The organism is Paraburkholderia sp. OAS925 (assembly GCF_040543975.1).
Classification (GTDB): domain Bacteria; phylum Pseudomonadota; class Gammaproteobacteria; order Burkholderiales; family Burkholderiaceae; genus Paraburkholderia; species Paraburkholderia graminis.
Genome location: NZ_JBEUNO010000001.1, coordinates 156,536 through 170,927, shown reverse-complemented (window position 1 = coordinate 170,927; position 14,392 = coordinate 156,536). Strand labels below are relative to the sequence as shown.

Here is a 14,392-nt window from a genome sequence, read left to right as displayed (position 1 = left end):
ATGAGTATCGATTGGCTGCTTGACGGGCGGCGAGGACAGGATGTTCTTGCGTTACACCTCCAGCCCAATGCGCCGGCGTTTTCGAATCTCTAGACCATGCGAACTGGAGTCGACAGCTAAAATGTCGACCTGAATTCACTTGGATTTATCGGGCCGCATGTCAAAAGCAGCTAGTTCAAAGCGAGACAATTTTCTGGCGTCCGTAAGGCACGACCTAGCAAAACGCGTTGCCCATCGGTGCTCCTTATGCGACGCCCAAACTATCGGCCCCAAGGGTAAAGGTACCGGGTCGTACGATACCGGTAGAGCTGCGCATATCAAAGCGGCGGCCGCGGGCGGCCCGCGCTACGATGAGAATCAAACACCGGAAGAGCGCCGGTCGTTCGAAAACGGCATTTGGTGCTGTGCAACTTGCGCGGACAAAATTGACAGCGACCACTCATCATATTCAGTCGAGTTTTTGCTGGCAGAGAAAGCGGCGGCCGAAAAGCGGTCCGACGCCCGAGTGGGTAAGTCGGCTAATGATGCCTCGCGTGTACCAAGCACGTTATCCGGAATCAATCGAGCTATCAGACGATACTGTCTGGATGAAGAAGACCGCCTAGAGGAGCTGGACCCCCGTTTCCATGCGTCCGTGACATACGCTGGTAGTGGGCCCGTTTGTACGCTTACGGCACGACAGGAAGCGGTTCCGATTACCATTAGGCTCTCACCATCGACCTCAAAGGCGACGCGCGAGGCCATCCGCGACGTTTTCGGATTTGGCGGTTCCCGGTCGTTTGAGAACATAGCCATTCGGTTCGAGGGTTCGCCCCTGTTCGCCGAACTCGACGACGTGTTGCAGCGTGTTGCGATTTCCACGAAAACCAAGCCCTTAACGATGACAATGACCCTTGGTTCCGAAAGGGGGACGTCGATGTACTTCGACTTTTCAGGGGAAGTCGGTTTCGGGGCAAAAGGTTGGCGATTCCGAGGACAGGCGCTGGACGGTCTCCTGGGCCTCGAGGTGACGAAGGAACTCGCGAGCGAACGAAACGGCTTCCGGATGGACTTCGATTTCGAAGCTTGGGGAGGCAAGTCGTTGAAGAGACTGCCGCATTTCGCCAGGATATTGCAGCTAGCTCGCGAAATGGCGAGAGGAACGGTGGTCAGGCTCCATGTGGCCGTCGACGGTACAGAGTCGGTTGTTGGAAATGGGATGCTACGTCGTGAGGAGTTCCCGCTGCAAATCGAGGCGTTGCTCGAACGGGTCGCAATATTGCGTAGGCTCGACGCCTTCTATGCACTGGGCGCACCGATGCCGGATGCCGTATACGACGTGCTGCAATACGATGAAGACTATGACGACGCGCTGGCGGTGGTTGACATCCATGACGACGATGACGCTGAGGTCCGACATAGATTCTTTGTTACGGAGCCGGTCAGCGCTCTTCAGAAAATTTTTGAAGAACAGAAGCCTGGCCTAATCGAGTTGCGGCACACCCTTCAATTTTCGCTCCTCGGGTCGCACTGTGGGCCCTTCGAAGTATTGGTCAGCTGTGAGTCAGGGGTGATAGGTCTAGTGGGTCCTGCAAATCTTGTCGCAGAAGCCATGGTCGAATGCACAATGCGAGCGGTATCTGGAGTCCGTTGGAAGTCGCGGTGCGTCTCTTCGCCGGACGCAGACTCGAGCCAAAACCGCCTCGCAACGCATTAAACAAGTCGCCGAACCCAGATGCAACGATTTTGCTCGCCGGCCAGAGGGCAGACAGACGGCGTTGTCGACTGCTAGAAAAAGCACGCTGGAAAATAAAATGCTCAATGGGCTCCGTCGAGATTACGAGCAGCTTTTGAATAAAGAGAATACCTGGCACTTTCTGATTTGGGTTTGGCTTGTTTGCCACAGTGCGTGAACATTCATTTCCAAAATCGCATCGAAGCGCAAGCATGAGTTGGCATTGAGGGCCGCTCGCTCCAGGTTCTAAAGGAGCTAGATGCACTGATGTAGCAGCATCTATGCAAAAGCCTTTTCAAAAATTTTTCCGAAGCCGCGCTGCGGTTGGGTCCGCCTTCGCAACACATCAAGAAGCGACTATGAGCGCTTAGTCCGCAGTTGCTTCGGCAGCATGTGGTCAAGTTCTTCATCGGTGAAGAACAGTTCTTCAGATTCTTTCAATGCCTTTTGCGCGTCACCGTATGCCTTGCTATCGGTGCGCGGTGCAGCCTTGTATATCTCTTCCATTGATTCGTTTAGGCGGTCACGCGTGAGGCGTATGTCATCGACGGCTCGTCCGTCCCTCATGTCGACCAAAAGCGACAGTAACGCCTCACGTACACCCCATAGCTCTGACGCCACGACGGTGTGTTTCTGGGCTTGCTCTCCTAGGCTCGCCTCTTTGAAATACAGAGCGAATCCCAGCAGTACCGTCGAAAGTGCGGCGGCGGTGATTGTCCCGGTGTGCGAGTCGCCGAGCACCGCCAGCAGCAGACTGCTCGTCGTCGCAGCTGACAGAACAATCTCGGCCGTTTTTATGCGTTTGTATCGGCGTATGTAGCGGTCCGCCATCTTTTCATGAGTTTTATGCGTGTATGCTGCACGCGCATACATTTCTCGCAGTTGACCCTCAAGGGTCGCGGCAGGCTCGATTGGCGGTTGGTCAAGCGGGGAATGCTGTTCCATATATGTCCCGATACTTCTGTCTGGCCGACCAGTCATGGTTATTCGCCTGGTATGCGAGCGCTTCGATTGCTCTCAATTCGGCAGACCGAGCCTTGTATTGAAAAACGTCGCTGCGGTAGACGTACGAGCCACTGCCGGGGGCGAGCCAGTAGGTCTGTTGCGTGCTCAAATTTGCGAGGTAATTGAAGAAGTCGCGAGTTAGAAAGTCGTAATATAGGTATGACTTGTCCCGATGTGCCCACGTGCCAATGAATTGATAAGCGAGCGTGTCAATCAGCATGCCGCTCATGGACACGTTATTAGTGTCTCGCCACGCTCTGACCATTCGGCTGAGCTCAACCAGGTTGTAGTTGCACGCGACATTCCTCGCAGCGAACGCCTCCATCTCCTGCTTCGGCTTGCACGTACCCCAAGACCCACCTTTGTTGGAGTCAGCAAACGTGTATCCACCACCGACGTTAGTGAACGCTGGAAGCACTTCGAACCGCACGCCGTCGTCGAATCTGATTACCACGACCTGGCCGTCGCCGGCCATATCCGAGACTGTGTACGTCTTGCGGATAGAGTTTTTGACTAGCGCTAACAACGCGGACTGACCGTTCCCAGCATGCCCGTGGTATCTCTGATAGAGCTCGTAAGGCAGTTCGTACAGAAGGTCAACGTCGCTAACACTCGGGATAGCCGTACTCCGACCGTAAGACCCCACGTAAAAACGGTATGCGGTTTTTGAGTCCAGATTGCGAAGGTCCGAATTCAGCTGGCCGACGATACGTCCAGTCCGGTATCCGATTGACGTTCGTTTCTCGCTGTTTATCCGCAACTCGGTGCAAAAATCTTTGAACCACTCCCCGACACCCATGTCGATTCGCCCCTGTTTGTAATTCTACGAAATCCCAAACCTTAAAGCCGTTAGCCGGCGGCGCCGTTGATGTCGATGTCTACCACTGCTGGTAGCCCGATTTCCGTCGCGATTGGGGTGTAGACGTCGGCATCCAATTCTTCGCTTACTCGCAACGAGACGACCAGCGCGTATCTCGCCTCGGTTGCATGCTGTTTTGCCTCTTTCCAGTATTTCCACCAACCACCGACTGGGATGACGGCAATCTGGGATTTGAGCGCGAGCTGTTCCGCCGAACCTGTCCAGACATCCGAATGGATTGAGCCTCTCGCGCGTATCTGGGGACCAAACCGCCACTTCTTTACATCAGGGTCTGGAAAGTTCTCTTCGATTTCATCGTCCTCATCCTCGCTGTCAGACGCTTCGCGTTCGAGTTTGTTAATCCGTTGCAAGAACTGCTCTTCGTCCTCGGATGCAGCCTTGACTGCAAAGCGAAGCCCAAACGATTGGTATCGGAACTTGCTTTGCCATCCTCGTGCGCTGGGATTCGGCTCGACGAAATATGAGAGTGTGACGCGCAGCTCAACCTGGGCCTCGCTCAGTCGATGAAGCTCTTCAACTGGCCAAGGCAGGTCGTGGAGTTGCATGGCGCCGAATCCTATATAACCACCAAGCTGCCGCAGGTACGGGTTGAATTGACGTTGCACGACAAGCGTTGGTCGGTGCGCTGTCGAAAACTGTACCGTCTCGGCGTCCACCAGACCATAGCCATATGTCCGTAGCAGGCTGTTTTTATCTTCACGCTTGAGTTCTTCAGGAAAGTGTCCCCGCATCGTCGGCGTATGGTCCGCGCCGTGCACGATTAGCGCGCGGATGGTCTCGGGCCAGTAGTCAGGATATTGAGACCGCGCGTGTGCACACAAACGGGCAACCTCTGCGGCTGCGGCGCTTGTATCTCCCGACGCCGAAAGTAAACTTCCTCCGGGCGTGTTTGAGGTGGTCAAGACTCGCAGTGATTCCGGGCCGATGTTGACGGAAAAGGCATCTCGGGTCGCGTTCCCGCCTTCTGCGACGACATCCGGCTTTAATGGCCAGGACGACTTCGCCCACAGTACTGAGGTCGTCGACGCGGGTGACAAGTCGCCAGCGTCCGCAATCAGGGAAAGGTCGGGGTGCTGTTGCCCGTCGATTTGGACAAGGGACGTCATTGCGCCAACCGTGAGCGCGTTCCAAGCTTGTCCGGGATTTTGAATCGGGCTGCGGCCGTTCGCTCGGGGATAGTCGGCCCAATCAGGCCACGGAACGTTGCCGGCGGAAAGGACGAAAAGGCGCGGAACTCGGGGCGCTTCCTCTTCTTCCACCTTGCCAACATCAGCAATACTGAGTCCGTATCTTCCGAATGCTAGCTGGTCAATCGTTGCGGACCACTCTGACGGCGCGCCAAGGAGATGGCCAACGGACGTTGTCATCATCGCGAAAACGCGTGAACGCCTCGCGGTAGTCACCTCGACTCGGCTCACTGATTCGGAAACTACGCTGCCCCATAGTTTCGGCGGCGTTTCTCCGTCCGGCGGAAGCACCTTCACCGATTCAAGTCGGTGCGGCACATTAAGGGGTTCACCGGAACTAAGCGGTTCCATTAGGTTACCGTAGAGCGCGATACCCGCCATCTCGCTGCCGTGACCGGCATGGTCGTTTTTTTGCCAGGTTGGGTCGAACGTGTGCAGGTCGTCGTCAGCGAGTGCTGGGGCTAGAAGCGGATGTCCGTGATTCACGCCGGTGTCGAGCAGACATATGTGAGGAGACTCACCTTCTGCGAAGTTCGTGCGAGCAAGAAGGTCATTCACCCATTGCGCCTGTTCGGCGGGCGTCAGTTCGCTCAGGAAAAACTCCGCTGTCGGTTCTACAGGACGGACCTCTGCAATAAGGTCCAGTAGTTCGACTGCCTGTTCAAAGGTCTTTCTCGTACCGTACGCGGCAACCACGATTCTTCCCGGAAACACGAGGTGTCCCGGTTCGACCTCGAGGCCTACCAGCTCAGCTTGCTTGATAAATTCTGCGACGACTTCAGCTGGCTGGCCACTCGAATGACGCAGCCAAATCTGAAACCAATGCGGCTCCGTATCGACCGGCGGTGCGCTTGGACCGTGCCACATTTCCTTGAACGCCGTACGACGGATGTTCTCGATAGCGTTAACTAATGCGGCTTGCTTTACCGTCCCCTCGTTTTCGCTTGCAACGTATTCTTTGATTCGATTGACAAAGGCCGAGAGTCTTCCGTCTGGAACGTGAAGTACAGCAATGTCAGAATTTGTGTGGACTTGAACCGATAACAGCTCGATGGCGTCCCGCTTCCACTCAACTTTGCTGCAATCAAATGCACCGCTTGGCGCAAATTCGACTGAAATCGACATCCCACGGCGCTGCGGGAGGTCGGCCGCTGCTCTGGCAGCCTCAAGGGCGTCAATTGAGCCAGCTAACTCGTCTAATTGCGCGAGCAAACGGCGGCCATGGGCGCCGACGTCTCTTTTTTTCCCTTTTTTCCCGCGGCCAGCGACGGGTGCCTGAAACCGGAGGCCCGCCACACGGCCGTTGATGAACAGGTGGCTAACGAGTTGGTCTGCCATTCTCTCAAGTTCTTTAGGTAGATTTTGCTTGAGAGTCTACAACAGGATTTGCGCTTTTTACCGAAGCAAGTCGTGGCCCTGCGCGCGCTCTTCCAAATGAAGTATCACGCTCGCTTCGCTGACAGTTTTCTGGCCTTCCATAATCGCATCCTTCAATGCGTCGAGGCAGGCCTTTACGATGTCCGCATGCGTTTCGCCTTTCCCTGCAAGCGCTAAACGGCGATAGTCAATGTCCGGCGATTCAAAAACTCCAAGGCTATTCCTCAGCAACGCTTCAATCTGCCGTTCGTCTGGCGCTTCGTATTTGATGACGTCATCAAACCGGCGGAAAAGTGCCGTATCCAAGTCTTTGCCGTGGTTCGTGGCTGCAATCAGAAGACTGTCGGAAGAGTCTTGCTCAATAAGCTGCAGGAACATGTTCAGCGTCCGCCGCATCTCGGCTACGTCATGTTGACTGCCGCGCTGAAGGCCAAGCGAATCGAACTCGTCGAAAAAATAGACGCCGCGGGTCGATTTCAGCGCTTCGAACACTAAGCGCAACTTCGACGCGCTTTCACCCATGAATTTGGTGATGAGACTGTCGAACCGCGCCGTGAAGAGCGGCAGACGAAGTTCGCCGGCCAATGCTGCGGCTGTCATGGTCTTGCCGGTGCCGGGCGGGCCGACAAGCAGCAACTTTCTACGCGGGCTCAGACCGTGACTATTCAACCGCTCGTGATGGCGTTGCTCACGCAGCACGCGATTTAACTTGGTGCGAACCGAGTCCGACAGCACCATTTGTTGCAGATGCTCGTGCGGATACTGCACGGTCAACAACTCAGAGAGTTCGCCCTTTGGCTGAGCGATTGGAATCGCGCGTTCAGCGCCCTTGCTCCGTACCGAAGAGAGGCCCGGCTTTTTGCCAGCTTTCGCCGCGTCTACCAGGTCGCGCAGTTCCGCCGCCAGTTTGGTGTGACCACGATGCGCTTCGTCCGCGGCCATTTGCATGGCGACCGCGAAAAAATGCTCGTGATTGTCACCAGCGTATGCGCGCAGTAGTGCTTTCACTTGGTCAGAACGTGCCATTAGGAGCCTCAAAAAGTCTCGGAACGAAGTATAGGCTTCCTGCCGATTCGATGATGCTATTATAGCAACTCATTGCGATTACAGCATCAAAGTCAGAATGATTCCACCTAGAACCCAAGGCGAGCTGATTCGATGGGCCCGGGGCAAAAATACCCAAGCTGAATTCGCAGCTGCTCACGGAGTAAACAAATCTTCCTTGTCGAGATTTGAAGCCGAGAAGGCGGGCGCACCTACACATCTGATAAACGATTGCCTAGCACAGCTCGCGGATTTCCTGATGGCGAATCCGGGCGCCGCCGACAGAATCCAAGGTGCATTGGACAACGCTCGGAAAACCGTCTCTTTACTGGAAGGTCTCGCGGGAATTGACGGGTAAGAGAAGGTTCGTTGCTGTATATATATACAGTGATTAAGTGAGTCGCCAGTATGGAATGCCCGCTTGGCCGAAGACGACTACATATACATAGCGTCGTCCGATGTGCGGAGGGCCGAAAGTGCGGGGCGGCCGGATTCCGGCTTCGGTTTTGCTGTCTGGGCGAAGTTAAACTGGTAAGCTATCGCTGCTAAGCCTTACCAGGCAAGGCTTTTAGAGAAATGTCTAGTGCGACGGTTGTAGGGTGCACTTGAGACGGGTGCGACATGTGTAGGGTGACGAGCCGCTGAAATCGGCCATTCAGGGCGCCCGCCTTCCCCAAAAATCCAGTCAATAATCTCCGTGAACGACACGAGTAGGGTGTATTCCGCGACATCAGTGGGGTAACGACACATGTTTACTCCCTCTCCGAATTCCAGGCAAATCGCAGCTAACTGCGGTATCGCTGACGCCATCATCGGCTATAACTACATGCGCCATCTCGGCCAGGTGCGTCGGCAGCCCGGCCAGCAGAAGCCCACCCGCGGCTGTGGCCAGCCAGCATATTCAACGCACATTGGCCTTCGACCCCCCGAACTTGACGACGTTAATCGGCGGCTGAAAGTGTTTCTTTGGCCGGCCCGTTCGTGTCCTCCCGCCGCGGGCCGCTCGCAAGCAGGATGCCGATCAGGAAGATGAACAGATTGCCTTCTGTGAAGTTGAGCAGCAACGAGTTCGCGAAACAGCCAATGACAAAGGCGAACAGGTAACCGTAGACGACCGTGCGCGCAAGTGTGTCCAGACGCAAGCTTTCCCGCGCGATCGCGATCAGGAGCCAGGCGAACAGGGCCACTCCCACCATTCCGAGCTGTACGCCCATCAGGAAAAACTCGTTGTGCGGATTGCTGGCCATCGCCGCACGCCCACCAGAGCTGTTCTTCGCGAGCCGTTCGAATTCGGTTCGAACGCTACCGACGCCGTATCCGGCAATCGGCCGATGCAGAATCAGCTCCAGGCTGCGCTGATAAAACTCGAGCCGCACGCCCATCGACGTGTTCTTGTTGTAGACCTCGAACTGTGTGATTTCCTGTTGCGTTTCGGCAAGGCGTGAGTTCTTTGCCGTGAAGGAATAGACCACCAGACACATGCACAGCATGACGCTCGCGGCGGTCGTTATCCAGCGCGTCCGTTTGCCCTGATGCTTGAACTTCATTAGTTGAACGACGACATAAACTGCCATGTAGGCGATCGCTACGACCTGCCCGGTGCGTCCCTGTAGCACGAACAGCACGTTGACGAGCGCGAGCAGGGCGACGAGGCGCAGCAGCCACTGTCCGATGCCTTTAGGCGAAGCTGTCGCGAGAGCCATCGACAGATAGGCCAGAAACGCCATCATCAGGCCCGCCGATATGTGGTCCTTGAAGACCCAGGGCTTCGTAATCGGATCGTTACCGTGCAGCGGTCCGATTGCCGTCCAGCCGAAAAAGTTCGTGTAGGTGAGCAGCATGGTCAGCGTTAGCGCCGAGAACAACGCCCATATGGCCACGCGGCACCACTTTGATCGGTCGCTGCCGTAGAAAACCAGGAACAGCATGGGCAGCAGCAACAGTTTTCGGTACTTCAGGAGAAAGTTGAAAGCCTCGTCATTGCTCGCCGACGTATAGGCCATGCTAAGAGCGAGCGCAACGAAGAGGATCAGCGCGACGATGCTCGTGGGCGACGTGCGGATTTTCCCGCATGCCCTCCACACTTCGGGAGACAGCAGCGCAAACAGCAGTACCAGGCCGGAACCGAGATTGACTCCGGCCGTGGAAATGGGTACGGCGCACAGGGTGACAAGTGCAAACGTCCTCGCGAGGAACAACTGGTACGACTCAGTTTTGGGCCGGAGGCTCTTTTCTGACAGCATCGCTTTCATATTCATTCGTTTCTCATCCCGTGCCGAAATGGCAATCGCTGGACGGCACTCGCACGCTACCTGCTGGTTGTGCGCCGTGTCCATGCGATACCCCTCGCTTTACTCAAAGGTGCGGAGCCTGGACCGCTCCCTATGACCCTGCAAGTGATGATCCGTATTTACAGTGCATTCCGGGGTCTGACTAGTCCTGGCCCGGCGCCTGACGATAAAACGCAGCACGAAGCTCCAGGGCCTCTTTCGAGTACATCGATTCGACGGTTTGCCGGGCGCGCTGTCCCACGGACGTACGCAGTGCCGGATCGGCTAGCAGCGCGCCCACAATCCGTCGCGCCTGTTCGGTCGTGTCGAAGAGAAAGCCGTTCTCGCCGTGCCGGATCGAATCGGCGTAGCCGCCGTTCCGATGGCATACCACCGGAAGGCCGCAGGCCATTGCCTCGAGCACGACCCGGCCGAATGTTTCGACGTGAGACCCTGTCCGGTAATAGAAGACGTCGAGAGAGCGCAGAAAATCCGCGGCTGGCGTAGCTCCCTCGGGAAGAAGCTCGATACCTGTGTTGTCCCCGAGCGCGTCGCGCAGACAAGTAGCACCCTGCAGCCTTACACCGACCCCTTGAGCAGACCATTCACGATACAGCACCAGGTCTTCTTCGTTATGCTTGTCGTTGGTGTCGCGGCTCAGACGCCCTACCACCGGCCGATTGCGTGCCACGCCAGGTACCGCCGCGAACAGGTCGATGTCAATTGGTGATGGATGCACCACGCCATCCACGCCTACCAGCTTTTTCTGGAATTCGGAGATGAACACGTACTCCGTCTTCGGCCAGCGCAGCAAGGGCGGATGCTTCGACGTCAGCGTCAGTATCTTCGGATGGAACGTGTTGAACACGTAGATCAGACGTTGTGGCACTGCGGCGAGATACGGCCATACCGTGTTGCGCCAGTGTGCTCCGACGAAGACATAGGTGCCTCCGTTCGGGCGGTGCCTCGGTGCAATGCCGAGAGGGGTGATTCCGAACTTTTCCCTCAGTTCGGGCGAACTGCGCGACGATGTCGACCACAGTCTCACTTCGCTTTGCTTGCCAAGCAGGTGAGCGAGGTTGAGCGTCTCCTGTTCGCTGCCGCCGTGCGGATTCTGGAATCCGTTGAATATGTGAATAACCTGTTTTGGCATATTAGATAAGAGCGGCTGGAGCCCGTTTGACCGATCGCATCAAGTCGGGCCGACAGCGACCATTGCGAATGGACCTATTACGACTGGCTTAGTCGGTAGACCATCTCCGTCCTGTCGACGAACAGCCCTTGAGAAAACTCGTCGACTGCCTTTGCTCGCGCCATCTTTCCCATGTCCGCCAGGCGGTCGCCCCGCTCGAGAATTCCTTTAAGCGCCCGAGTTAACGAATCGGGGTCGTGCGGCGGGACGACCCAGCCGTCGACGCCATCACGAACGTTCTCCGGCAGACCGCTGTAGCTCGACACTATCACAGGCTTGCCCATCGCCATCATCTCGCGGCAGGCAAACGACACAGTCTCGACCGCATATGACGTGACAAAGCCGATATCGAACGCCCGGATATAGGGCTTCACGTCTTCCACGAAACCCGCGACTTCGAGCTGGCTGCGCATACCCACCGAATCAATAACCTGCCACTGCTCTGCGCTCGGCTCCGTTCCGACAACCACGACTGCAATCTTTTCACGCAGCGATGGCGGCAACGCGCTCACTGCGGCGATCACGTCCATGGTGCCTTTGTACCAGTCGAAGCCTGTCACGGTCCCGAGCACCAGTTTGTCGGCTTTCGATTCGCCGAGCAGCGACTTACGCGCCGAGGCGATCTCGGCCGCGTCCGACGGCTTGAAGTCGTCGGTGTCCACACCATTCTTGATGGTGATAAGCGAGCAGTGTCGATATACCGAATCGCGCACAAGGCTCGCAGTCGAATCAGACACGGCAATGACATCATCTGTCGCGCGGGCTCTGATCTTCGTGACGAAGTCACTCTTGATGGCGATGGAGTTGTGTTTGGTCAATACAATGCGTGGCTTGCGGCCCTTGAAGCACATCAGGCTGAATACCACCAGGCGATGGTCTGGGGAGCCGTTGACGTGCACAACATCAAAGCGTTCTTTCTCCAGCAGCGAGCGCAATGCGCGCCACGCTGAAATCATGCGGCCGGCGTCTTTCAGCTTGGCTGGGAATTCAAGCGGCAGTGTCGTCACGTGTTCGAGCTTGCTGGCCTTTTCGAATAGCCTGCTACTCGAGGGCGCAGCCACAAATATCTGATGCCGCCTGGAAAGCCCCTTGGCAATCGCCAGAATGTACGTATCGTGACCTCCGCCGCGCCCATAGTGAAAATTGGTCAGCAATATCTTCAAGGCAAAGGCTCCAGCGAAGCAATGGCGTCCAGGACTTCCGTTACCGAGGGTGGGCGCCCGTCGTCACCAACGGACACCGATACGCCAGGCACGTCGACGCCAAAATAACGCCGTGCTGTTGCAGTGAAGATCATGACCGTGGGCTTGCCGAGTGCGCTTGCGAGATGCACGAAGCCGGTATCTGTCCCGACGATGAGCGTGGCGGCATCGACGTACTGCGCGACCTGCAAGATAGACATCCGCGGCAGTATACGAGAGCCCCTCACTTCCTTCGCAATTGCGATGGCCTCCTGTTCCTCGCGGGCTGAACCCCACGGCAGAAGGGGGGTAATGCCGCGCTCGACAAGCGAGCGGCCAATGGCAACCCAGTGAGCCGTCGGCCACTTCTTTACATCGCTCGAAGTGGCATGGAACAGCATCGCGTACCGCTGTTCTTCTGGCTTGACGGAAGGATCGGCAGACCTGGGAATCGACAGGTCGAAGCGCGGTGCCCCGCTCACCTCGTAGCCGAATGCGTCGGCGACAGTGCGGCGCAAGCCGTCCCACGCATTGAGATCTTCACGTGGCGCGAAGCGGCCAGTGTAAGCAAAGGCGGCGCCGCTCTCGCCGAGGTCTGCCGAACGATAGCCTAGACGCCGGCGCGAGCGCGCAAGGAAAGAAATTATCGCGCTTTTGTAGACGCCCTGGAGATCGAGAACGATGTCGTATTTCTCGCGTCGCAGTTCAGATATCGATGTAAAAATCGCCTTGAGCTCGGCCCCAGAGCGGTTTTTCTTGAAGCCCCGCAATGGCGCGCACAGCACGCGGTCGATGCCCGCATTCCAGCGTGGAACATCGGCGAAGGACGCATCGGCGGCCCAGTCAATCTTGACGCCAGGAAAGGCGCGATGCAGGTCGGCCACCACGGGCTGACCATGTACCAGGTCACCTAAGGAGGTGACTTTTACTATTAGAATGCGTTTCATTCCATTACCATTCAACAAGCGGACTTCACTTCAGCATCCGTGAGACCTATACCTCGATGCTGTGCAGTGACCTGAGGGAAATCAACGGCAGGATATCCAGCTTAGATTATCCCGGACTTGGTCCGAGGGTTCCCACACGCCGGGAGCAATCAAAACGACTTTGGTTCAGATCGGCGGCAGGGCGGTTCGTAGCAGCGGTATTTTCGACATAGCAATAGAGCAACTATCTATTTGCAAGCTATCGGAAGGCTGCCTGGGGCGCCCGGGTTCCGGGTTGTTGCACGCGAGTCGCGTAGGATCATACAGGACCCAGCGGGTACGGGACCTTGGCGTACTCAGTCTCCGGTCGTGCGTGGAGAGACGTTTCGTAGACCTTAGGCGGAGCAGATCCGGCTGTCGTGCTCGAAAGCGTGGTCCCGCAGTACCATCGACAAACCGCCAACAACTCGAACTCGCCCGACGCGCTGCCCCACCCACACGCCTCCTAGCCCCCGCCTCACATCTTCGCTGAAATTTCAGATCGTTCTCATCCATTCGCTGAATCGGCGCGCGCTGCCTATGCAATTCCCATCGATATGGGAATAGTTGCGCGTCGGCCTACGCCGACCCTTTCGCATTCCAGTGCGACAGGCATTGCGAGATCACTCGCCGGACTAAGAGCTTTATTTGCAATTCATGCACAAAATAACCAGATCAATTCTCGCGGCATCGGTGGTTCTTCTTTCACAGCTTCCTTGCGCACAAGCGGCGCCGCAAGCGGGCGTGAGCCAGTTCGCCGGTCCTTATGTTGGTTTCAAGCTAGGCGTCAATAATTCGGATGCATCGGGCGCATTCAACAAGGCGTCGCATAACACGGTGTTTCCGGGCTTCACCGCCGGATACAACTTCGACGTGCAGCGGTTCGTGGTAGGAGCCGAGGCTTTCGCGGATTTGCACCACGGCTCCACCACCTTCAAGGACGCCGGAATCGACGCCAAATTCGGCATGCCGTTTAACCAGTTCATGCCGTACATTCGCGCCGGCTTTACGGGCGACGACCCCGATACGCGGTTCCATTGGGGCCTCGGCGTGGACTACAAGTTCGCGGAGCATGTCAGCGCGGTCGCCGAATGGACCACGGACTCGAGCCATCACGACGGCACGAAGAGAACAAACAATAGCTTCACGGTAGGCGTCCAGTATCACTTCAATTAATGACTCGATGAGCTTGCGCGCGGCAAGAAAACAGACCGCTGCGCAAGCTGCATAGACACTACACTTGGCACGCAGTAAAAGCTCGGCCCACGGCGAACACAGTCAACAAGCTTCTTTGCGAAGGCTTGTTGCCTCCGCCCACTCCCGCTAAAATCCCCGGGTCACTGGGGAGTAGCCTTCCTTCACGCATCGCGGCATCGCGGCATCGCCTGAAGGAGAGCGCGTCAACATACTTGGCCTGCGGGTCATGGCGCGTTCGACCGGGTCGGTTTGGCGAGACCATTGGCGCACTGCTTCGTTCTGGTCGGACGGGTCGCGGTGCGTCATGGTTCGTCTTACGTCCGACCTCGGAGCCGCTGTGAAATCCCGCGCTGTTCAATCTCCTCGTCTTCTGCTCAACT

The 14,392-nt window shown here is 56.7% G+C and carries 10 protein-coding genes and 1 riboswitch; of the genes, 2 read left to right on the top strand and 8 right to left on the bottom strand.

Annotated elements, in window-relative coordinates; all coding sequences use genetic code 11:
• Positions 1-157 precede the first annotated feature (157 nt).
• Positions 158-1,696, top strand: a complete 1,539-nt coding sequence (locus ABIE53_RS00780; protein WP_192700376.1) for a hypothetical protein — start codon at positions 158-160, stop codon at positions 1,694-1,696.
• 375 nt (positions 1,697-2,071) lie between these two features.
• Here the strand turns inward: ABIE53_RS00780 and ABIE53_RS00775 are convergent, their stop codons facing one another.
• The 8 genes from ABIE53_RS00775 to waaC form a co-directional block, all read right to left on the bottom strand.
• Entirely contained in the window at positions 2,072-2,659 is a 588-nt protein-coding gene (locus ABIE53_RS00775; RefSeq protein WP_192700375.1) for an SLATT domain-containing protein, read from the bottom strand.
• Positions 2,637-3,518: an SMODS domain-containing nucleotidyltransferase gene (locus ABIE53_RS00770; RefSeq protein ID WP_192700374.1), complete on the bottom strand. Its 882-nt coding sequence runs from the start codon at positions 3,516-3,518 to the stop codon at positions 2,637-2,639. Before ABIE53_RS00770 ends, ABIE53_RS00775 begins: the two co-directional genes overlap by 23 nt.
• Positions 3,519-3,568: 50 nt before the next feature.
• Positions 3,569-6,124 carry a S8 family peptidase gene (locus tag ABIE53_RS00765; protein ID WP_192700373.1) on the bottom strand — a complete coding sequence of 852 codons (2,556 nt, stop codon included), beginning with the start codon at positions 6,122-6,124 and terminating at the stop codon, positions 3,569-3,571.
• A gap of 57 nt (positions 6,125-6,181) precedes the next feature.
• Positions 6,182-7,189, bottom strand: coding sequence for an AAA family ATPase (locus ABIE53_RS00760; protein WP_192700372.1), 1,008 nt, complete (start codon positions 7,187-7,189; stop codon positions 6,182-6,184).
• 959 nt (positions 7,190-8,148) lie between these two features.
• Entirely contained in the window at positions 8,149-9,543 is a 1,395-nt protein-coding gene (locus ABIE53_RS00755; RefSeq protein WP_114156574.1) for an O-antigen ligase family protein, read from the bottom strand.
• 97 nt (positions 9,544-9,640) lie between these two features.
• A complete protein-coding gene (locus tag ABIE53_RS00750; RefSeq protein ID WP_114156573.1) occupies positions 9,641-10,630 on the bottom strand; it encodes a glycosyltransferase family 4 protein in 990 nt (329 codons plus the stop codon).
• Positions 10,631-10,707: 77 nt separating this feature from the next.
• Entirely contained in the window at positions 10,708-11,832 is a 1,125-nt protein-coding gene (locus ABIE53_RS00745) for a glycosyltransferase family 4 protein (RefSeq protein WP_114156572.1), read from the bottom strand.
• On the bottom strand, positions 11,829-12,797 hold the full coding sequence (waaC, locus tag ABIE53_RS00740; protein ID WP_114156571.1) for a lipopolysaccharide heptosyltransferase I: 969 nt from the start codon (positions 12,795-12,797) through the stop codon (positions 11,829-11,831). Before waaC ends, ABIE53_RS00745 begins: the two co-directional genes overlap by 4 nt.
• A gap of 675 nt (positions 12,798-13,472) precedes the next feature.
• Between waaC and ABIE53_RS00735 the strand changes: the two genes are divergently transcribed.
• A complete protein-coding gene (locus ABIE53_RS00735; protein WP_114156754.1) occupies positions 13,473-13,991 on the top strand; it encodes an outer membrane protein in 519 nt (172 codons plus the stop codon).
• A gap of 154 nt (positions 13,992-14,145) precedes the next feature.
• Positions 14,146-14,338: riboswitch (yybP-ykoY riboswitch) on the top strand.
• Positions 14,339-14,392 lie beyond the last annotated feature (54 nt).

Coding starts and splice junctions, on each gene's coding strand:
- ABIE53_RS00755 (WP_114156574.1), bottom strand. CDS start 9,543: ATGGACACGGCGCACAACCAGCAGGTAGCGTGCGAGTGCCGTCCAGCG.
- waaC (WP_114156571.1), bottom strand. CDS start 12,797: ATGAAACGCATTCTAATAGTAAAAGTCACCTCCTTAGGTGACCTGGTA.
- ABIE53_RS00780 (WP_192700376.1), top strand. CDS start 158: ATGTCAAAAGCAGCTAGTTCAAAGCGAGACAATTTTCTGGCGTCCGTA.
- ABIE53_RS00750 (WP_114156573.1), bottom strand. CDS start 10,630: ATGCCAAAACAGGTTATTCACATATTCAACGGATTCCAGAATCCGCAC.
- ABIE53_RS00760 (WP_192700372.1), bottom strand. CDS start 7,189: ATGGCACGTTCTGACCAAGTGAAAGCACTACTGCGCGCATACGCTGGT.
- ABIE53_RS00735 (WP_114156754.1), top strand. CDS start 13,473: ATGCACAAAATAACCAGATCAATTCTCGCGGCATCGGTGGTTCTTCTT.
- ABIE53_RS00765 (WP_192700373.1), bottom strand. CDS start 6,124: ATGGCAGACCAACTCGTTAGCCACCTGTTCATCAACGGCCGTGTGGCG.
- ABIE53_RS00775 (WP_192700375.1), bottom strand. CDS start 2,659: ATGGAACAGCATTCCCCGCTTGACCAACCGCCAATCGAGCCTGCCGCG.
- ABIE53_RS00770 (WP_192700374.1), bottom strand. CDS start 3,518: ATGGGTGTCGGGGAGTGGTTCAAAGATTTTTGCACCGAGTTGCGGATA.